The organism is Nocardioides sp. 616 (assembly GCF_002930065.1).
Taxonomy (GTDB): Bacteria; Actinomycetota; Actinomycetes; order Propionibacteriales; family Nocardioidaceae; genus Nocardioides; species Nocardioides houyundeii.
Genome location: NZ_POAG01000017.1, coordinates 455556 through 474877 on the forward strand (window position 1 = coordinate 455556; position 19322 = coordinate 474877).

At 71.7% G+C, this 19322-nt stretch carries 18 protein-coding genes; 7 read left to right on the forward strand and 11 right to left on the reverse strand.

The genetic code is table 11. From position 1 onward, the window contains the following. Positions 1-22: 22 nt before the first annotated feature. Positions 23-994 (reverse strand): NAD(P)/FAD-dependent oxidoreductase, encoded by a 972-nt coding sequence (locus C5H89_RS08615; protein ID WP_240181777.1) that lies wholly within the window; start codon positions 992-994, stop codon positions 23-25. A 129-nt stretch (positions 995-1123) separates the two neighbouring features. Here C5H89_RS08615 and C5H89_RS08620 point away from each other — a divergent pair, with 129 nt between their 5' ends. Beyond that, complete coding sequence (locus C5H89_RS08620; protein WP_104106585.1) at positions 1124-1792, forward strand: ion channel; 669 nt, start codon at positions 1124-1126, stop codon at positions 1790-1792. Positions 1793-1835: 43 nt separating this feature from the next. Here the strand turns inward: C5H89_RS08620 and C5H89_RS08625 are convergent, their stop codons facing one another. Next, on the reverse strand, positions 1836-2201 hold the full coding sequence (locus C5H89_RS08625) for an MmcQ/YjbR family DNA-binding protein (protein WP_104106586.1): 366 nt from the start codon (positions 2199-2201) through the stop codon (positions 1836-1838). Between the two features lie 57 nt (positions 2202-2258). Beyond that, on the reverse strand, positions 2259-4391 hold the full coding sequence (uvrB, locus tag C5H89_RS08630) for an excinuclease ABC subunit UvrB (RefSeq protein WP_104106587.1): 2133 nt from the start codon (positions 4389-4391) through the stop codon (positions 2259-2261). A gap of 82 nt (positions 4392-4473) precedes the next feature. Between uvrB and C5H89_RS08635 the strand changes: the two genes are divergently transcribed. Next, entirely contained in the window at positions 4474-5730 is a 1257-nt protein-coding gene (locus C5H89_RS08635) for a phospholipase D-like domain-containing protein (protein WP_104106588.1), read from the forward strand. 5 nt (positions 5731-5735) lie between these two features. Here the strand turns inward: C5H89_RS08635 and C5H89_RS08640 are convergent, their stop codons facing one another. Together C5H89_RS08640 and C5H89_RS08645 are read right to left on the reverse strand one after the other, a co-directional pair. Continuing rightward, positions 5736-6665, reverse strand: a complete 930-nt coding sequence (locus tag C5H89_RS08640; RefSeq protein ID WP_240181778.1) for a DNA-3-methyladenine glycosylase 2 family protein — start codon at positions 6663-6665, stop codon at positions 5736-5738. A 20-nt stretch (positions 6666-6685) separates the two neighbouring features. Then, the gene (locus tag C5H89_RS08645; RefSeq protein ID WP_104106589.1) at positions 6686-8338 is read right to left on the reverse strand and encodes an FAD-binding dehydrogenase; all 1653 of its coding nucleotides are present in this window, start codon (positions 8336-8338) and stop codon (positions 6686-6688) included. Between the two features lie 75 nt (positions 8339-8413). Between C5H89_RS08645 and C5H89_RS08650 the strand changes: the two genes are divergently transcribed. The 5 genes from C5H89_RS08650 to C5H89_RS08670 all read left to right on the forward strand — a co-directional run bounded on the left by C5H89_RS08650 (position 8414) and on the right by C5H89_RS08670 (position 14893). Beyond that, on the forward strand, positions 8414-9622 hold the full coding sequence (locus tag C5H89_RS08650) for a PucR family transcriptional regulator (protein ID WP_104106590.1): 1209 nt from the start codon (positions 8414-8416) through the stop codon (positions 9620-9622). A 38-nt stretch (positions 9623-9660) separates the two neighbouring features. Further along, positions 9661-11226 carry an ATP-dependent DNA ligase gene (locus C5H89_RS08655; RefSeq protein ID WP_104106591.1) on the forward strand — a complete coding sequence of 522 codons (1566 nt, stop codon included), beginning with the start codon at positions 9661-9663 and terminating at the stop codon, positions 11224-11226. Positions 11227-11308: 82 nt separating this feature from the next. Then, positions 11309-12019 carry a TetR/AcrR family transcriptional regulator gene (locus C5H89_RS08660; protein ID WP_104106592.1) on the forward strand — a complete coding sequence of 237 codons (711 nt, stop codon included), beginning with the start codon at positions 11309-11311 and terminating at the stop codon, positions 12017-12019. Between the two features lie 128 nt (positions 12020-12147). Then, a complete protein-coding gene (locus C5H89_RS08665; protein WP_104106593.1) occupies positions 12148-13197 on the forward strand; it encodes a class I SAM-dependent methyltransferase in 1050 nt (349 codons plus the stop codon). 7 nt (positions 13198-13204) lie between these two features. After that, complete coding sequence (locus C5H89_RS08670) at positions 13205-14893, forward strand: glycosyltransferase (RefSeq protein ID WP_104106594.1); 1689 nt, start codon at positions 13205-13207, stop codon at positions 14891-14893. 54 nt (positions 14894-14947) lie between these two features. Here C5H89_RS08670 and nusB read toward each other — a convergent pair whose 3' ends face one another. Genes nusB through aroC form a run of 6 tightly spaced genes read right to left on the reverse strand, consistent with a single transcriptional unit; the run spans position 14948 to position 19308 of the window. Then, positions 14948-15355, reverse strand: a complete 408-nt coding sequence (nusB, locus tag C5H89_RS08675; protein ID WP_104106595.1) for a transcription antitermination factor NusB — start codon at positions 15353-15355, stop codon at positions 14948-14950. 27 nt (positions 15356-15382) lie between these two features. Continuing rightward, positions 15383-15946 carry an elongation factor P gene (gene efp / locus C5H89_RS08680; protein ID WP_104106596.1) on the reverse strand — a complete coding sequence of 188 codons (564 nt, stop codon included), beginning with the start codon at positions 15944-15946 and terminating at the stop codon, positions 15383-15385. Between the two features lie 47 nt (positions 15947-15993). Further along, on the reverse strand, positions 15994-16461 hold the full coding sequence (locus tag C5H89_RS08685) for a type II 3-dehydroquinate dehydratase (protein ID WP_104106597.1): 468 nt from the start codon (positions 16459-16461) through the stop codon (positions 15994-15996). Then, positions 16458-17618 (reverse strand): 3-dehydroquinate synthase, encoded by a 1161-nt coding sequence (aroB, locus tag C5H89_RS08690; protein WP_345840641.1) that lies wholly within the window; start codon positions 17616-17618, stop codon positions 16458-16460. Before aroB ends, C5H89_RS08685 begins: the two co-directional genes overlap by 4 nt. Next, positions 17615-18133, reverse strand: a complete 519-nt coding sequence (locus C5H89_RS08695; protein ID WP_104106598.1) for a shikimate kinase — start codon at positions 18131-18133, stop codon at positions 17615-17617. The genes aroB and C5H89_RS08695 overlap by 4 nt, the downstream gene beginning before the upstream one ends. After that, a complete protein-coding gene (aroC, locus tag C5H89_RS08700) occupies positions 18130-19308 on the reverse strand; it encodes a chorismate synthase (RefSeq protein ID WP_104106599.1) in 1179 nt (392 codons plus the stop codon). Before aroC ends, C5H89_RS08695 begins: the two co-directional genes overlap by 4 nt. Positions 19309-19322: the final 14 nt, after the last annotated feature.

The window sequence follows — 19322 nt, forward strand, 5'->3', positions numbered from 1 at the left end:
CCGGGGGCTGGGTGGACTATGGCTAGTCCTCGCTGGAGTGCCCCGGGAAGACGTGCGCTGCCGGGTCCACCACCACGGCCGCGTTGTTCACCGCCGTCGCGGCCTCCCCGAACCCCACCGCGATCAGCCGCACCTTGCCGGGATACTCGGTGATGTCCCCGGCCGCGAAGACCCGCTCCACGCTGGTCCGCATCGACGAGTCGACGACCACGTGCCGCTTGCTGGTCTCCAGGCCCCACGTCTGCAGGGGACCGAGGTCGGCGACGAAGCCGAGCGCGGCCACCACCGCCTGACAGGGATGTGTGGTCGGCTCCTGCCCGTCCACGGTGATCTCGACCTCCTCCAGCAGGGACTGCCCGCGCAGTGCGGTGACCTGGGCGCGGGTGAGGATCCTGACGCTGGAGGCGCGCACCTGCTCCACGGTCCGGGCATGGGCCCGGAAGGCGTCACGCCGGTGCACCAGGGTGACCGACCTGGCGACGGGCTCGAGGTGGTGTGCCCAGTCGAAGGCGCTGTCGCCGCCGCCGACGACCACCACGTCCTTGTCCCGGTAGGGCTCGAACGAGGGGACGAAGAACTCCATGCCTCGCCCCACCCACTCCTCCCCCGCAGGCAGGGGCCGGGGGCTGAACTTGCCGATGCCGGCAGTCACCAGCACGGCGCCCGCCCGCACCGAGGTGCCGTCATCGAGGCCCACCACGACCCGGTCGCCGTCCATCACCAGGTCCGTGGCTGTCCGCTCCAGCAGGTACGTCGGCTTCGCCGTCGCCGCCTGGGCCACCAGACCGGAGACCAGGTCACGACCCTTGACCCCGGGGAACCCGGCCACGTCGAGGATCTGCTTCTCCGGATACATCGCGGTGATCTGGCCACCCAGCTCCGGGAGCGAGTCGACCACCGTGACCCGCAGGCCGCGGAAGCCGGCGTAGTAGGTGGCGAAGAGCCCAGTGGGCCCGGCACCGATGACGAGGAGGTCGGTCTCGACGGCAGTCACGCCGCTAGGTATAGCACCTGCCAGAGGCTCGTGTGACGTCGGCCACTCCAGTCCGGGTCCGGCGGCGCGCTGCGCGGCACCATCGGGCGGGTGAGCGGCTAAGGTCTGGCGCATGGGAGAGCACCGCTGATGGCGGCCATGGTCCGCCTGGTGCGCACCCACCCCTCGGGTGGACTCCTGGTGGCTCAGCTCGCTGCGGTGCTCGGCTACCCGTTCCTGGACCACACCACGTGGGGCCGGGCAGTGATCGGCGTGGTGAACATGCTCGTCGTGCTCGCCGCCGTCTACGCCGTACGTCGTACCCCGGCCTTCAGCTGGATGACCGTGGTGGTCGGGGTCCCGGCGGTGATCTTCACCGTGCTCGAGGCCAACTTCCCCACCCATGAGGGGATCGTGCTCACCTCGGCACTGCTTCATGCACCGTTCTACTTCTACGTCTCCTACGCCATGGTCCGCTACCTCTACGAGGACGACCAGGTCAGCCAGGACGAGCTGTTCGCCACCGGAGCCGCCTTCACCGTGGTGGCCTGGGGCTTCGCCTACGTCTTCGCCGCGGTCCAGGTGCTGTGGCCGGGATCCTTCATGGGTGCCGGCGGCGAGGACGAGCTCGTCTGGTTCGAGCTGCTGTTCCTCTCCTTCACCAACCTCACCAGTGTGGGTCTCTCGGACGTCCTGCCGGTGCTCGACCACGCCCGGTCGGTGGTGATGGTCCAGCAGGTCGTCGGCGTGCTGTACATCGCGCTCGTGGTGGCCCGCCTCGTCGGCCTCACCGCGGCGCGCGCCCGACGCACCCCCTGAGGACCCGGCACAGCCGCCTGCCCCCGCACCGCCGCGGCTGCTGTCAGCCGTCCCAGCCCGCGGGCCGGGCCCCGCGGGGCAGCCGGGAGACCACGAGACGGTAGGACTCGTCCACCGCGTCGAGCAGCTCCTCGTCGCTGATCGCGCCGGAGAAGTCGAGGTCGTTCCAGCCGGACCGTCCGATGTAGGCCATCGGCCGGGCCTCGTCCGGGAAGCGCTGGAGCCACTCGTCCGCCGCCTCGCGGCTGGGGCCACCCTTGATCCCGACGCTGTCGCTGCGCAGGAACACGAAGATCTTGGCCCGCTCCCCCTCCCCCACCTTGAAGACAGGGTGCTCGTGGGCCCACGGGTTGTCGGCCCAGGCTCCGGGCTTGGCGGCGCAGTGGGCGCGCAACGTCTCGACATCCATGCCGTTCGACTCCCCGTGCTCAGCCCCGGCGGTCCGCTGCGTGCTGCGGCGCCGGGCTCACCTGGTGGCCTCCATCATCTGGCGCAGCTCCTTCTTGAGGTCCCCGATCTCGTCCCGCAGCCGCGCGGCCACCTCGAACTGCAGCTCCGCCGCCGCGCCCTTCATCTGGTCGGTGAGCTGCTGGATGAGCTCGGCCAGGTCGCTGGAGGGGATGCCGGCGGTGTCCGGGGCGCGCTGGTGCAGCTCGGCGGTCTTCATCTTGGACAGGCCCGGCACCGGAGCCTTCTTCGACTTGTCCCCGCGCGCACCGGTGCCCTGCCAGGTCGCCAGCAGCTCGGCGGTGTTCTCGTCCTCGCGGGCGAGCATCTCGGTGATGTCGGCGATCTTCTTGCGCAGCGGCTGCGGGTCCAGGCCCCGCTCCTTGTTGTAGGCCACCTGCTTCGCGCGCCGCCGGTTGGTCTCGTCGATCGCCGACTCCATCGACCGAGTCACCTTGTCGGCATACATGTGCACCTGGCCCGAGACGTTGCGCGCCGCGCGACCGATGGTCTGGATCAGCGACTTGTCCGAGCGCAGGAAGCCCTCCTTGTCGGCGTCCAGGATGGCGACCAGGGACACCTCGGGGAGGTCCAGGCCCTCGCGCAGCAGGTTGATGCCGACCAGCACGTCGTACTCACCCAGGCGGAGCTCGCGCAGCAGCTCGATGCGGCGCAGGGTGTCCACCTCGGAGTGCAGGTACCTGGTGCGGATGCCGGCGTCGAGGAGGTAGTCGGTCAGGTCCTCCGACATCTTCTTCGTCAGTGTGGTGACCAGGACGCGCTCGTTCTTCTCCGCGCGCAGCCGGATCTCGTGGATCAGGTCGTCGATCTGCCCCTTGGTGGGCTTCACGATGACCTCCGGATCGATCAGGCCGGTGGGCCGGATGATCTGCTCGACGGCGTTCTCGGCGCCGCCGACCTTGTCCAGCTCGTAGTTGCCGGGGGTGGCGGAGAGGTAGACGGTCTGGCCGATCCGGTCCAGGAACTCCTCCCACTTCAGCGGCCGGTTGTCCATCGCGCTGGGCAGCCGGAAGCCGTGGTCGACCAGGTTGCGCTTGCGGGACATGTCGCCCTCGTACATGCCGCCGATCTGGGGCACCGCGACGTGAGACTCGTCCACCACGAGCACGAAGTCCTCGGGGAAGTAGTCGAGCAGGCAGTTGGGGGCGGACCCGGGGGCACGTCCGTCGATGTGCATCGAGTAGTTCTCGATCCCTGCGCACGAGCCCACCTGGCGCATCATCTCGACGTCGTAGGTGGTGCGCATCCGCAGCCGCTGGGCCTCGAGCAGCTTGCCCTGGCGCTCGAAGTTGGCCAGCTGGTCCTCCAGCTCGTGCTCGATGCCGGCGATGGCGCGCTCCATGCGCTCGGGTCCGGCGACGTAGTGGGTGGCCGGGAAGACGTAGGTCTCCTTGTCCTCGGTGAGGACCTCGCCGGTGACGGGGTGCAGCGTCATCAGCCGCTCGATCTCGTCGCCGAAGAACTCGACGCGGACCGCGTGCTCCTCGTAGACCGGGAAGATCTCCAGGGTGTCGCCACGGACCCGGAAGGTGCCTCGGGTGAAGGACATGTCGTTGCGGGTGTACTGGATGTTCACCAGCTGGCGCAGCAGCTGGTCGCGGTCCCGCTCGTCGCCGACCTTGAGCCGCAGCATCCGGTCGACGTACTCCTGAGGGGTGCCCAGGCCGTAGATGCAGGAGACCGTGGAGACCACGATCACGTCGCGTCGCGTCAGCAGCGAGTTGGTCGCGGAGTGGCGCAGCCGCTCCACCTCCTCGTTGATGGAGGAGTCCTTCTCGATGTAGGTGTCGGTCTGGGGGACGTAGGCCTCGGGCTGGTAGTAGTCGTAGTAGGAGACGAAGTACTCCACGGCGTTGTCCGGGAAGAGCTGCCGCAGCTCGTTGGCGAACTGGGCGGCCAGGGTCTTGTTGGGCTGGAGCACGAGGAGGGGTCGCTGGACCTGCTCGGCCACCCAGGCCACCGTGGCGGTCTTGCCGGTGCCGGTGGCGCCCAGCAGCACCACGTCCGGCACCCCGGCCTTGATCCGACTGGTGATCTCGGCGATCGCCGCGGGCTGGTCCCCGGCCGGCTGGTAGTCGGAGACCACGTGGAACGGCGCCACCCGGCGCTCGAGATCGGTCACTGGACGCATACCACGAGCCTACGCGGCAGCACCGACAGTCCTGGGCGGCGTGCGTGCCGGGGTGCCGGAGATGCCTCGCTAGGGTGAGCGGGTGAGCAGCCCCACTTTCGCAGACCGAGTCCTTCGGCACGCGCGCGCAGCGGTGCTGACCCTGGTCGGCACCCCGTTCCTCGTGGCGATCGGCCTCACCCTCGTCGACTCCTACCGCAGGCGGGGCAAGAAGCCCAAGCCGTTCCCACGGTCCGCGCCGAGCACGGTGACGGTGGGCGACGGCACGGTCACCACCTACACCTACGGCCAGGACCTCTACGACGCCATGCTGGCCGCGATCGACGGGGCCCGGCACCAGATCCTCTTCGAGACCTACATCTGGAAGTCCGACGAGGTGGGCGAGGCGTTCAAGCGTGCGCTGGCCGCCGCGGCGGACCGCGGGGTGGAGGTCTACTGCATCTACGACGCGTTCGCCAACCTGGTCGTCTCCCCCAGGTTCAAGAGGTTCCCCCGCAACCTCAAGGTGCTGCGCTACCCGGTCTACAACGCCGGCTTCAAGTTCTGGGCGCTGAGCCGCTACGGGCGGGACCACCGCAAGATCCTGGTGGTGGACGAGGAGGTGGGGTTCGTCGGCGGCTACAACATCGGCTCCGCCTACGCCACCGAGTGGCGCGACACCCACATCCGGATCACCGGGCCGGCCGTGTGGGACCTGAAGCGGGCGTTCGCCGACTTCTGGAACCTGCACCGCCGGCACCGCCTGCGCCCCAGCGAGCGGCCGCTGCTGCTGGGCACCAACTCCACCTGGGAGCCGCGCATCCGGCTCTCACGCAACATCCCCCGGCTCTGGATGTTCCCGATCCGCTCGATGTACCTCGAGGCGATCGACCGCGCCACCCGCAACATCTGGATGACGCACGCCTACTTCATCCCCGACCAGGACTTCGTCGACGCCCTCAAGAGGGCCGCGCAGCGCGGGGTGGACGTCCGCATCCTGCTGCCGCTGAAGTCCAACCACATCGTGGCCGACTGGATCTCGCGCGGCTACTTCTCCCAGCTGCTCGCCGCCGGGGTCCGGATCCTGCGCTACCGGGACGCGATGGTGCACGCGAAGACCTCCACCATCGACGGCAACTGGACCACCGTGGGCACCGCCAACGTGGACCGGCTCAGCCTGACCGGCAACTACGAGATCAACGTGGAGCTGATCGACGAGGAGATGGCCCACCTGATGGAGGAGCTCTTCGCCCTCGACGAGACCAACTGTCTCGAGCTCACCATCGGCGAGTGGGAGGCCCGGGACCTGCACCGCAAGTTCACCGAGTTCGTCCTCGGCCCCCTGCGCCCGCTGCTCTGAGCGAGTCAGCGCGTAACCCTGCGCGCCGGTAGGTGGGTACGCGGCGCCATCCGGGGTCCGTGCCGGGGACGGTGGCCGCGCGCGGCCATCAGGGCCGCCACGACGCGGCCGCGGTGCCCGCGCCAGGGCTCGAGGAACTCCGCCAGCTGCTCGTCGGTGAACGGGGTCCCGGCCACGGCCCAGCCGACGTCCTTGGCCACGTGGAAGTCTCCGAAACTGACGGCGTCCGGGTCGCCCAGCACCCGCGCGCGGACCTCGGCGCTGGTCCAGACCCCGATGCCGGGCAGGGTGCGCAGCTTGCGGTCCACCACCTCGGCCGGGGAGCGGGTGAGCCGCTCGAGGGAGTCTGCGACCCGGGCGGCCTGGACCAGCGCGCGTGAGCGCGCCGGGTCGACGGGCAGCGCGAGCCAGTCCCAGGACGGGATCGCGCGCAGCACCTCGGCCGGGGGCTGCACCCACAGGTCCACCTCGGCCGGACCCGGTGCCGGCTCGCCGAAGCGGCGGACCAGTCGGCGGAAGCCGGCGAAGGCCTCCTGTCCGGTGACCTTCTGCTCGATGATCGAGGGCACCAGCGACTCCATCAGCAGCCCGGTGCGCGAGAGCCGCCAGTGCGGCCTGAGGCGCAGCCCCTCGATCACCGCCGGGTGGCGCGGCTCGAAGCCGCTCGGGTCGTCCTCGGCGCCCAGCAGCGCCGGCAACGCGTCCAGGGCCCACTCGGCTCCCGGTCCCCAGGCCCGCGCGCGCACCTCGCCGTCGCCGTCCAGGGCGGACACGGCGAGCGTGGCCACTCCGGTCGGCGCGCGCAGGGCCCGCCAGGTGGTGGTGCCGACCACCCGCAGGGTCGGGTCGCCGCCCCCGCGGCGGTGCTGACCGAGCACCGACTGCACGGGGCAGGGCCAGGCGGGGCGCCAGGTGCGCTCCAGAGCTGCGGTCACCCCTCGACGGTACGCCTGTCTCAGCTGACGGCCGCGGCGGCGGCGCGGCCGGCGGCCCGGCCGGAGAACAGGCAGCCGCCGAGGAACGTGCCCTCGAGGGCGTTGTAGCCCATCATCCCGCCGCCACCGAAGCCGCTGACCTCGCCTGCGGCGTACAGCCCGGGAAGCGGCTCCCCCGTGCTGGTCAGGCACCTGCCCTGGAGGTCGGTCTCCAGACCGCCCAGCGTCTTGCGGGTGAGGATGTTGAGCCGGACGGCGATCAGCGGACCGTTCTTGGGGTCGAGGAACTTGTGCGGGGCGGCGGTGCGCACGATCTTGTCCCCGCGGTGCTGGCGGTGGGAGCGGAGGAAGGTGACCTGGGTGTCCTTGCCGTAGGGGTTGTCCAGCTGCCGGTCCCGCGACTCCATCAGCCGGCGCAGGTCCGACTCGTCGATCGTGGCGTCGGTGCCGACCTTGTTCATCCCCGCGACCAGGTCGGTCAGGTTGTCGGCCACCACGAAGTCCTCACCGTGGTCCACGAACGCCTGGATGGGGCCCGGGGCGCCCTTGCCGGTGACCCGGGAGAGCAGCAGCCGGACGTCCTTGCCGGTCAGGTCGGGGTTCTGCTCCGAGCCCGAGAGCGCGAACTCCTTCTCGATCACCTTCTGGGTCAGCACGAACCACGAGTAGTCGTAGCCGGTGGAGCGCAGGTGCGCCAAGGTGCCGAGGGTGTCGAAACCGGGGAGGTACGGCGCGGGCAGACGGCGTCCCGTGGCGTCGAGCCAGAGCGAGGAGGGCCCGGGCAGGATCCGGATCCCGTGGTTCTCCCAGATCGGGTCCCAGTTGCGGATGCCCTCCACGTAGTGCCACATCCGGTCCGGGTTGATCAGGTTGGCGCCGGCGGTGGTGGAGATCCCCACCATCCGGCCGTCGACGTGCGCCGGCACCCCGGCGACCATGGTGCGCGGCGGCTTGCCGAGCCGGGCCGGCCAGGCCTTGCGGACCAGGTCGTGGTCGCCGCCGATCCCGCCCGAGGAGACGATGACGGCCTGCGCGGAGAGCTCGAAGTCGCCCACCTCGTCGCGGTTGGTGGCGCGTCCCCGCTCCTCGGCGCTCGGTGCCAGCACCCGGCCCCGGACCCCGGTCACCGCGCCCTGGTCCAGCACGAGCTCGTCGACCCGGTGCCGGAAGGCGAAGGTGATGAGCCCGGTCTCGACGTGCTCCCGGACCCGGCGCTCGAAGGGCGCGACCACGCCGGGGCCGGTGCCCCAGGTGAGGTGGAAGCGCGGGACCGAGTTGCCGTGCCCGTCGGCGGTGCCGTCGCCACGCTCCGCCCAGCCCACGACGGGGAAGACCCGGTGTCCCATCCCGCGCAGCCAGGAGCGCTTCTCCCCTGCGGCGAAGTCGACGTACGCCTCCGCCCAGGCCCGGGGCCACCGGTCCTCCTCGCGGTCGAACTGGGCACTGCCCAGCCAGTCCGCGAGGGCGAGCTCGTGGGAGTCCTTGATGCCCATCAGTCGCTGCTCGGGGGTGTCGACCAGGAACAGGCCGCCGAGGCTCCAGTGCGCCTGTCCCCCCAGGGACTGCTCACCCTCCTGGTCGACCACGATGACCTGCCGGCCGGCGTCGGCGGCCTCTGCCGCCGCCACGAGACCGGCCAGGCCGTGGCCCACGACGATGATGTCTGCATCCATGCCCGCGATGCTCCGATCCGGGCCGGGCGGGCGTCAAGACGCCACTCACTCCCTGCGCGGCTAGGTTGTCATCCCATGAGCGTCCATCAAGCGAGTGCCGACGCGGGGCGCCGCGAGATCCGGGACGAGCTGCTCGCCGACCTGGAGGGCGTCACGGCGTGCATCGTCAAGGCGGTCACCGCCGAGATCCCGGCGTACACCGTGCTGGCGCCGGCACAGCTGGCGGAGGTCGGCGCGATCGCGGCCTGGGGCACCGCGCGGGTGCTGGACGCCTGGGTGGAGGGCACGGGCCTGGACGAGGCGGACCTGCAGCGGTTCCGCGGCATCGGGGCAGCCCGAGCCCTCGACGGGCGTCCGCTCCCAGTGGTGCTGCGGGCCTATCGGGTGGCGGGCAGCTCGGTGACCGACCTGGTAGCGGCCCGGGCCCTGGACCGGCTCTCCGTCGCCGACGCCCTCGCCCTGGCCCGGCTGTGGATGGCCAGCATCGACGCGCTCTCCGAGGCGCTGTACGCCGGGCACGCGGCGGCGACGGTCCGGATCAGCGACGACCGGGAGCTCGCCCTGGGCGATCTCCTGGCCGACCTCGTGGCAGGGCGCCACGCGACCAGGTCCGCCATCGCCGACCGCAGCCGCCAGCTGGGCGTGCGACTCCCGGAGCACCCCCTGGTCCTGGTCGCCACGGGAGGCTCGCTGGCCGAGGCGGGAGAGACGGCGTGGGCCTCCTGCCTGGCACAGGCGTGCACCCCGCAGGGGTCCGCGGCGCCCGCTCCCCCATCCGGTCCGGACCGACTGACCCGGGTCCAGGACGGCCTGGGGCTCGCCGTGCTGCCCCAGGTGCCGCGCGCGGTGCTGGCAGCAGCGCTGCGAGCACGGGGGTGGTCGGCGGTGGCCCTGGGCGGCCACGGGATCGACGACCTCCCACGCGCCTTCCGGCTGGCCGAGCACGCCCTGACCCACGCGCCGGCCCGAGCCTTCGAAGCCCGGGACCTGCTCGACGACGCCGACGCAGCGGCGCTTGCCTTCGCCTCGGGCCACCGCGACGCCGACGCCACGCGGCTGCACCGCTTGGTCCTGGGACCCCTGAGCCGGCACCCGGTGCTGCTGCACAGCCTCGACGTCTACCTGGCCACCGGCTCCGCGTCCGATGCCGCCACCTCGGCCGGCTGCCATCCGCAGACGATGCGGCAGCGCCTCCGCAGGATCGGCGAGCTCACCGGACGCGACCCGCGCCGAGGCTGGGACCGCTTCGTGCTGGAGCTCGCCAGGCTGTCGCAGCGCGACTGAGCGGGCACGCGGCTTCCGGGCAGGCCAGAATGAGGACTGTGCTGCTGAGAGAGATCGTCGAGGCGTCCGGGGCCGTGGCCGCCACCCGCTCGCGCAAGGCCAAGGTCGAGGTGCTGGCGCGCACCCTCGGCCGGGCCCGCCCCGAGCACGTGGAGGTGGTCGCCGCCTATCTGTCCGGGACGTTGCTGCAGCGACGCACCGGCCTGGGCTGGCGCTCGCTGGGCGCCCTCCCCTCCCCTGCGGCCGAGCCCACGCTGGACGTGGCGGAGGTGAACCGCGCCTTCCAAGACATCGCCGATCTCTCCGGGCCGGGCTCGCAAGGCGCCCGGGCCGCCGCGGTGGCCCAGCTGTTCTCCCGGGCCACCGAGCCCGAGCAGCAGTGGCTGCGCGCCGTGGCGCTCGGCGAGGTCCGTCAGGGCGCGCTGGACTCCCTGCTCCAGGAGGCGGTGGCGGCCGCCGCGGGGCTGCCGGTCGCCGCGGTCCGCCGGGCCGCCATGCTCTCGGGATCCACCATCGCCGTGGTGGCCTTGGCGCTGCGCGACGGCCTCGCGGCCCTGGAGTCGGTCGGTCTGGCCGTGGGCTCGCCGATCCTGCCGATGCTGGCCTCCAGCGCCCCCGACGTCGGCGCCGCGCTGGCGCGCATCGGTGGCCGCGTGGTGCCGGCTGCGGAAGAGGCGCCGGAGGGGGTGGTGGAGCCGGGGCGGACGCCGGTCGCGGTGGACGCCAAGCTCGACGGGATCCGCATCCAGGTGCACCGGGCCGAGGACGAGGTCAGGATCTTCACCCGGTCCCTGGAGGAGATCACCGCGCGCCTGCCCGAGGTGGTGGCAGCGGTTCGGGCGCTCCCGGCCAGCCGGCTCGTGCTGGACGGCGAGGCCCTGCTGGTCGACGGCGACGGCCGACCCCGCGCCTTCCAGGAGACGGCCTCCAGGGTGGCCACGGCCGGTGGCGAGGTGCACGTGACGTCGTACTTCTTCGACCTGCTGCACCTGGACGGGGAGGATCTGCTGGACCGGCCCGCCCATGCCCGGTGGGCGCGGCTGGAGGCACTGGTGCCGGAGTCCCAGCGGGTCGCGCGGCTGGTCACCGGCGACCCGGCGGCCGCCGCCGGTTTCCTGGCGAGGGTGCTCGAGGCCGGTCACGAGGGCGTGGTGGTCAAGGACCTGTCCGCGGCGTACGACGCGGGGCGCCGCGGCGCCGCCTGGGTGAAGGTGAAGCCGGTGCACACCCTGGACCTGGTGGTGATGGCGGTGGAGTGGGGCTCGGGCCGGCGCCAGGGACTGCTCTCCAACATCCACCTGGGCGCTCGGGACCCGGCCACCGGCGACTTCGTGATGCTCGGCAAGACGTTCAAGGGGATGACCGACGAGGTGCTCACCTGGCAGACCGAACGCTTCCTGGAGCTCGAGACCCACCGGGAGGGACACGTCGTGCACGTGCGACCGGAGCAGGTGGTGGAGATCGCCCTCGACGGCCTCCAACGCTCCTCGCGCTACCCCGGGGGCGTCGCTCTCCGCTTCGCCCGCGTGGTGCGCTACCGCAACGACAAGTCCGCGGCCGAGGCCGACACCCTGGAGGCGGTGCTGGCGATCAGTGGCGGCTGAGGGTTCGCCCAAACCGACTCGAGCGAGACGTCAAGTCTGAGCCCGGCGCCCCGTCGAGACGATTCTGCCTAGACTGCGCCTCATGGACGACTCGCGTGCGGCGCGCCCGCGCCCCGATGGACGACGTACCGCTGCTGCGGCACGTCGTCGGGCGCGCACCCAGGAGATCCTGACCGCGACCCGCGCGCTCTTCGACGAGCGTGGTGTCCGCGACGCCCAGATCGAGGACATCGCCAAGGCTGTGGGCATCAACCGCGCCATCGTCTACCGCCACTTCAGTGGCAAGGAGGAGCTCTTCGCCCTCACCCTGGTGGGCTACCTCGACGACCTGCGGGCCGCGCTGCAGCAGGCCGCGGACGGCGCGTTGTCCGCCCCCACCCGGCTGGGCGCGCTGGTCGGCGCGTTCGCCGACTACGGCATCGCACACCCGGCGTTCGTCGACTGCGCGCAGTCGCTGATGCGACGCACCGGTCCCGAGCTCCTCGACGAGGTGAGCGAGGACGCGGCGCTGCGTCTGGGCCGGGCCATCTCGGGCTGCCTGGTGCTCCTGACCGACGCCCTGGACGCCGGGGTGGCGGCGGGCGAGTTCGTGGTCGCCGAGCCCCGGGTGCTCGCCAACGCCCTGTACGCCAGCGGGCTCGGCGCCCTGCAGCTCGCGCGCGTCGGCATCCTGGTCAGCGAGGTCAGCCCGGGGACGCCGGCGATCGCCGAGATCTCGGCGCAGCAGGTCAAGGACTACCTCGTCAGCTCAGCGCTCGCCCTGGTCACCCGCGGCGCGTCCGGCAGGCGCTGACACCCTCTGGAGCGCGCGGTACGGCGCCATGATGGGCGGTGCTGCATGGGGTAAGGTGCCGAGCGCATGCAAGGCAGCGATCGGGGCGGGGCTCTGCGCTGGGGGCCGATAAGTAGGGACGTGTCGCAATGTCGTCGCAGGATGTAACGCCAGTCACCGGCGGGACCGCGCCGGGCGACTACGCCGAGTCCTACTACGCCCGCGTGCTGAACGGCGCCGAAGGCGAGTACACCTGGGACAACCCCTCCTGGCGCGAGCACAGCCGGAGCCTGGCCGACCGGCTCATCGCCCTCGCCAACCCCAAGACGACCCTCGACGTCGGCTGCGCCAAGGGGCTGCTGGTCCAGGCCCTGGCCGAGAAGGGGGTCGACGCCCGAGGCATCGACATCTCCGAGCACGCCCTTGCCGGCGCGCACCCCGAGGTGCGTCCCCGGCTCGAGCTCTCCTCGGCCGCGCGCCCGCTGGAGGGTCGCTTCGACCTGATCACCTGCCTCGAGGTGGTGGAGCACCTGGACCCTCGCGCGGCCAGGGCCAGCATCGACGCCATGTGCGCGGCGACCGACCGGGTCCTGTTCTCCTCCACCCCGCACGAGTCCCCCGAGGCCACCCACGTCAACGTGCGCCCCACCTCGGAGTGGGCAGCCGCGTTCGCCGAGCGCGGGTTCTACCGACGCGCCGACGTCAACCTGGACTTCCTCACCCCGTGGGCGGTGCTGTTCGAGCGCTCGGAGCTCCAGCCGCGCGACATCGTGCACCGCTACGAGTCCAGCCTGGTCCACCTCGCCGGCGAGCTGAGCGAGAAGCGTCAGGGCCTGCTGGCCCTGCAGCGTGAGCTCGACGCGCTGCACCACCCCGACCCGCAGGCGCACGAGCGGGCGGAGGCCACGGCCCAGCACGTCGCGAACCTCGAGCTGCACCTGGAGAGCGCCCGCCACGACGTGCTCACCACCCGCGACCACATCATCGGCCTGGAGGCAGAGGCGGTGCGCCTCCAGGCGACCGTGAACCGGCTCAACCTGCGCATCAAGGCCCAGCAGGAGCGCGTGCAGAAGCTGCGCGACCGGCTCCGCGGCCAGCAGAAGCGGCTGGCCCGCACCGAGGAGAGGCTGAAGAGCCTCAAGGCCTCCCGTGCCTACCGCGTCGGCAGGCTGCTCACCGGTTCGAAGTCCGAGCTCTGAGGCAGGCATGACAGCCCCGCTGTTCTCGATCGTCACGCCCGTCTACGCCCCTCCGCTCGACGTCCTGGCCGACACGGTCGCCTCGGTGCTCGCCCAGGAGTGCCAGGACTGGGAGTGGATCCTGGTCGACGACTGCTCGCCCGACCCGGGGGTGCTGGCTCTGCTGCGCGAGCACGCGGCCAAGGACCCGCGGATCAAGGTGGTCGCCCGCGAGACCAACGGCCACATCGTCAAGGCCTCCAACGACGGCATCGACGCGGCCACGGGCGAGTTCGTGGTGCTGCTGGACCACGACGACCTGCTGACCCCGGACGCGCTGGCCCGCAACGCGGCCGCGATCGAGGCCGAGGACGACGTTGACTACCTGTACTCCGACGAGGACAAGGTCGCGGCTGACGGCACCTTCTACGACGCCTTCCTCAAGCCCGACTGGTCGCCCGAGCGGCTCCGTGGCCAGATGTACACCAGCCACCTGTCCGTCATCCGCACCGAGCTGCTGCGCCGGGTGGGCGGCTTCCGCGAGGGCTACGACGGCTCCCAGGACCACGACCTGGTGCTGCGGGTCACCGAGCAGGCCCGCTCCATCGTGCACATCCCCGAGATCCTGTACCACTGGCGGGTGGTGCCCGGCTCGGCTGCGGCGGACGCCAACGCCAAGCCGTACGCCTGGATCGCCGGTCGCCAGGCCGTGCAGGACCACATGGACCGCCTCGGCCTGGCCGCGGACGTGGACTTCGGCCCCCACCCGGGCATGTACCGCCTGGAGCGCCGACTGGACCCCGCGCTCAAGGTCAGCCTGATCATCCCCACCATCGGCAAGGGCAGCATGGTGTGGGGCCTGCACCAGGTCTTCGTGGTCGAGGCCGTACGCACGGTGATGGCCAAGACCCGGCACCAGAACTTCGAGATCGTCGTGGTCTACGACCCCCCGACTCCGCAGGCCGTGCTGGACGAGCTGGCCGACCTGGCCGGCGACCGGCTGGTGCTCGTGGAGTTCGACGAGCCGTTCAACTACAGCCGCAAGATGAACATCGGCGCCCTGCGCGCCAGCGGCGACAGGTTCGTGCTGCTCAACGACGACGTCTCGATCCGCTCCGAGAGCTGGCTGGAGGACCTGGTCGGTCCCCTCGACGAGCCCGACGTGGGCATGACCGGGGCCAAGCTCTACTTCAGCAGCGACACCATCCAGCACGCCGGGCACGCCTACAACCGGGGCCACTACAAGCACCCCTACATGGGCGCGCCGGGCAGCTCGCCGGGGCACTTCGGCGATCTCGTGGTGAACCGCGAGACCAGCGGGGTCACCGCGGCCTGCGCCGCGATGCGTCGCGACACCTACTTCGAGGTCGGCGGGTTCACCGAGACCCTGCCGCTCAACTTCAACGACGTGGACCTCTGCTACAAGGTCCGCCACCACGGCCTGCGCATCGTCTGGGTCGCGACCTGCGAGCTGTTCCACTTCGAGTCCCGCACCCGCAAGCGGATCGTCGAGGCCTGGGAGAAGTCGCGCACCGTCTCACGCTGGGGTGTGCCGGCCAACGACCGCTACATGCGCGAGGCTCCGGGCCCGGCCAAGGACGGCGACGAGCAGCCGGGAACACGCGACCCCCGGTCCGTGCCGGTGCACGCGGTGGCGCCCTCGACGGGCCGGAGGGTCCTGCGGCGGATCAAGCGCACCCTGACCGTCCAGGCCTGAGCGGCGGCCGCAGCCGCCGCTCACCTGCCCGGGACGGGCGGGTCAGTCCAGCAGTCAGTCCAGGGTGTCCTTGTGTCGCATGATGTTGCCCAGGACGCCGTTGACGAACGTGGGTGAGTCATCGGTGGAGAGGTCGCGGACCAACGCCAGCGACTCAGACACCGCGACGGCGTCCGGCACGTCGGAGACGTAGAGCATCTCGTAGAGCCCCAGTCGCAGCACGTTGCGGTCCACGGCCGGCATTCGGGCCAGCGTCCAGCCCTCGGAGTACGTGGACAGGATCTCGTCGATGCGGCTCCGGTGCTCCCACACCCCACGCACGAGCTCGCCGGTGTAGGCGTTGCTCGGTCCCTCGCCGTCGGCGAGGGACCGGTCGAGGGCGTCCACCGGGCTCTCCGAGCGCATCTCGGAGGCGTAGAGGATGTCCAGTGCCCGCTTGCGGGCCTTGCTGCGCGCCGACACGGCCGCTCTCCTCGTCCTGCTCCGCCGTCAGCCCTTGACGCGGCCGAGGTAGGAGGAGTCGCGGGTGTCGACCTTGACCTTCTCGCCCGAGGTGATGAACAGAGGCACGGCGATGGTGTGCCCGGTCTCCAGGGTGGCGGGCTTGGTGCCACCGGTGGAGCGGTCGCCCTGCAGGCCCGGCTCGGTCTCGGCGATGAGCAGCTCCACCGAGGCGGGCAGCTCGATGTAGAGCACCCGGCCCTCGTTGGTCGCCACGATGGCGTCCTGGTTCTCCAGCATGAAGTTCTTCGCGTCGCCCACGACCTCGGGCGAGACCTCGAGCTGCTCGTAGGACTGGGTGTCCATGAACACGTACGAGCTGCCGTCGTTGTAGAGGTACTGCATGGTCCGCTTGTCGACGTTGGCGGTCTCGACCTTGGTGCCGGCGTTGAAGGTCCGGTCGACGGTCTTGCCCGACTCGACGTTCTTCAGCTTGGTCCGCACGAAGGCGGGGCCCTTGCCGGGCTTGACGTGCTGGAACTCCACCACGGCCCAGAGCTGCCCGTCGATGTTGAGAACCATGCCGTTCTTCAGGTCATTCGTGGTTGCCATGCGCGCGTGTCAGCCTTCGTCGTCGAGGAGGGGAACAACCGGGGAGTCTATCGTCCGTGCCCGCCGGTGGCAGAAGTGGCGTGCTCGGCCAGCAGCTCCAGGGCGCGGCGGTAGCCCGCGACACCCAGACCGACCACCGAGGCGATCGCGTGCGGTTCCACCAGCGAGGTGTGGCGGAACACCTCGGGGCGCTGGGAGGGATCGGAGATGTGCACCTCGACCAGCGGCGCCTCCAGCTGGGCGCAGGCATCGAAGAGCGCGTAGGAGTAGTGGGTCCAGGCACCGGCGTTGAGCACCACCGGGACCCGCTCGTCGGCCGCGGTGTTGAGCCAGTCGAGCAGCTCGCCCTCGTGGTTGGTCTGGCGCACCTCGACCTCGAGCGCCAGGGCCCGTCCCCACTCGGCGCAGAGCGCGGCCAGCTGCTCGTGCGTGGTGTCGCCGTAGATCTCGGGCTGGCGACGCCCGAGGCGTCCCAGGTTGGGCCCGTTGAGCACCAGCACCGGCGTCGCGCTCACGACTGCTGGCCCTGCGCTCCCCGGAGCATCGCGTCGAAGGCGGCCCGGAGCTGGGCCTCGTCTGGTCCGGCGAGGACGCGCGGGGCCGCCACGTCGTCGAGCACCAGGAAGCGCAGCTGGGACCCGCGGGCCTTCTTGTCCACCGCCATCGCCTGCCGCAGCTCGGAGAACGGGGCGCCGTCCCAGGAGACCGGCAGCCCCACCCGGGAGAAGTCCTCGCGGTGGCGCCGTACGACGTCGGCCGACAGGGTGCCCGCCAGGTGCGAGAGCTCGGCCGCGAAGACGCACCCGATGGCGACAGCCTCGCCGTGGCGCACCGTGTAGCCCGAGCACCGCTCGATCGCGTGGGCCAGCGTGTGACCGTAGTTGAGCACCTCGCGGCCGGGGTGTCCCCCGGAGCCGCCGGTCTCCTTGAGGTCACCCACGACGACGCCGATCTTGACCGCGATGGCCCGCTCGACCAGCTCACGCAGCTCCGCCGAGTGCGGGGTCAGGGCGTCGGGGTCGACCCGCTCGACGAGGTCGAGGATCGCGGGGTCGGCGATGAAGCCGCACTTGACGACCTCGCCCAGACCGGAGACCAGCTCGGCGCGGGGCAGCGTGGTGAGCAGGTCCAGGTCGCACAGCACCCCGGCGGGCTCGTGGAAGGAGCCGACCAGGTTCTTGCCGGCGCCGGTGTTGATGCCGGTCTTCCCGCCCACGGCCGCGTCCACCATGCCCAGCACCGTGGTGGGGACGTGCACGACCCGCACACCGCGCAGCCAGGTGGCGGCCACGAACCCGCCCAGGTCGGTGGTCGCTCCGCCACCGAGGGTGACCACGGCGTCGGACCGGGTGAACCCGGCCTCGCCGAGTGCCTCCCAGCAGTCCGCGGCCACCGCCGCGGTCTTGGTCTGCTCGCCGTCAGGGAGACCCAGGGCGAGCACGTCGTAGTGCGGGGCGAGCGCGTCGGCCACGGGCTGGGCGAGGGCGCCGAGCTCGCCGGCGTACAGCAGGGCGACGCGTTGCACGGAGTCGCCGAGGATCCCGGGCAGCCGCGAGGCCAGACCGTGTCCGACCACCACGTCGTACGGCGACGCACCGCCCACGTGCAGGACCGTGTCGGGCACCACGCCCGTCTCGGCAGGGGCTCCCAGGGGCTGGTCAGCGGGGGTCACGACAGGGCCTCTCTGATCTCGGCGGCGACGTCGTCGGCGCTCTTGTCGTCGGTGTCGACGCTCACGGTGGCGACCGACTCGTAGATCGGGGTGCGCTCGTCCAGGAGAGCCTTGATGCGGGAGCGCACGTTGCCCAGCAGCAGCGGGCGCCCGGTGCCGAGTCCTACCCGCTTGACGGTCTCGGTCAGCCCCACCCGCAGGTAGGCGACCCGGTGCCCGGCGAGAGCCGCACGGGTCCGCGGGTCCAGGACCGCGCCGCCCCCCAGCGCCAACACACCGGTGTGGCTGGCGAGCGCGTCGGCGACCGCGGCGACCTCGAGGGCCCGGAAGTGCTCCTCGCCGGACTCCACGAAGATGTCAGAGATGCTGCGCCCCTGGGCCTCCTCGATGTCGCGATCGGTGTCGCGCACCTCCACGCCCCAGTCCTGCGCCAGCAGGGCCGCGACGGTCGACTTGCCCGCCCCCATCGGGCCCACCAGGACCACCCGGGGGCCGGACGCCGGAGGCTGGCTCATCTGAACCTCAGCGTGTCGAGGTAGCTCTCGGCGTTGCGGCGCGTCTCGCGCACCGAGTCCCCGCCGAACTTCTCCACCACCGCGTCGGCCAGCACCAGCGCCACCATCGCCTCGGCCACGATGCCGGCGGCCGGCACCGCGCACACGTCGGAGCGCTGGTGGTGCGCCACGGCGGCCTCACCGGTCCGCACGTCCACGGTGCGCAGGGCCCGGGGCACGGTGGCGATCGGCTTCATGGCGGCACGCACCCGGAGGATCTCACCGGTGGACATGCCCCCCTCGGTGCCGCCGGAGCGTCCCGAGGTGCGGCGCAGCCCGTCGGGGGTCTGCACGATCTCGTCGTGGGCCAGCGAGCCGGGCGTGGCGGCGAGATCGAACCCGTCGCCCACCTCGACCCCCTTGATGGCCTGGATGCCCATCAGGGCGCCGGCGAGCCGGGCGTCCAGGCGCCGGTCCCAGTGCACGTGCGACCCCAGGCCCGGTGGCAGGCCGTGCACGACGACCTCGACGACGCCACCGAGGGTGTCCCCGTCCTTGTGCGCCTGGTCGATGGCGGTGACCATCGCGACCGAGGCGTCGGGGTCCAGGCAGCGGACCGGGTCCTCGTCCAGGCGCGCCAGGTCTCCCGGCTGCGGGACCGACCCGGCTGGGGCGCCCACCCCGCCGAGCTCGACGACGTGGGACAGGATCTCGACGTCGACGGCCTGGCGCAGGAAGTTCATCGCCACGCGGCCCAGGGCCACTCGGGCCGCGGTCTCGCGCGCCGAGGCGCGCTCCAGGATCGGCCGGGACTCGTCGAAGTCGTACTTCTGCATGCCAACGAGGTCGGCGTGGCCGGGGCGGGGGCGGGTCAGGGCGGCGTTGCGCGCGAGCACGTCGAGCTCGGCGGGGTCCACGGGGTCCGCGGACATCACCTTCTCCCACTTGGGCCACTCGCTGTTGCCCACCTCGATAGCCACCGGGCCGCCGAGGGTCTCACCGTGCCGGACGCCGCCGAGCACGCGCACCGCGTCGGCCTCGAACTTCATCCGGGCGCCACGGCCGTAACCAAGACGACGACGGGCAAGGGAGTCGGCGATGTCCTCGGTGGTGACCCGCACGTGTGCGGGCATGCCTTCGAGGATCGCGACCAGAGAGGGGCCGTGGGACTCGCCCGCGGTGAGCCAACGCAGCATGCGCGCAGTCTTTC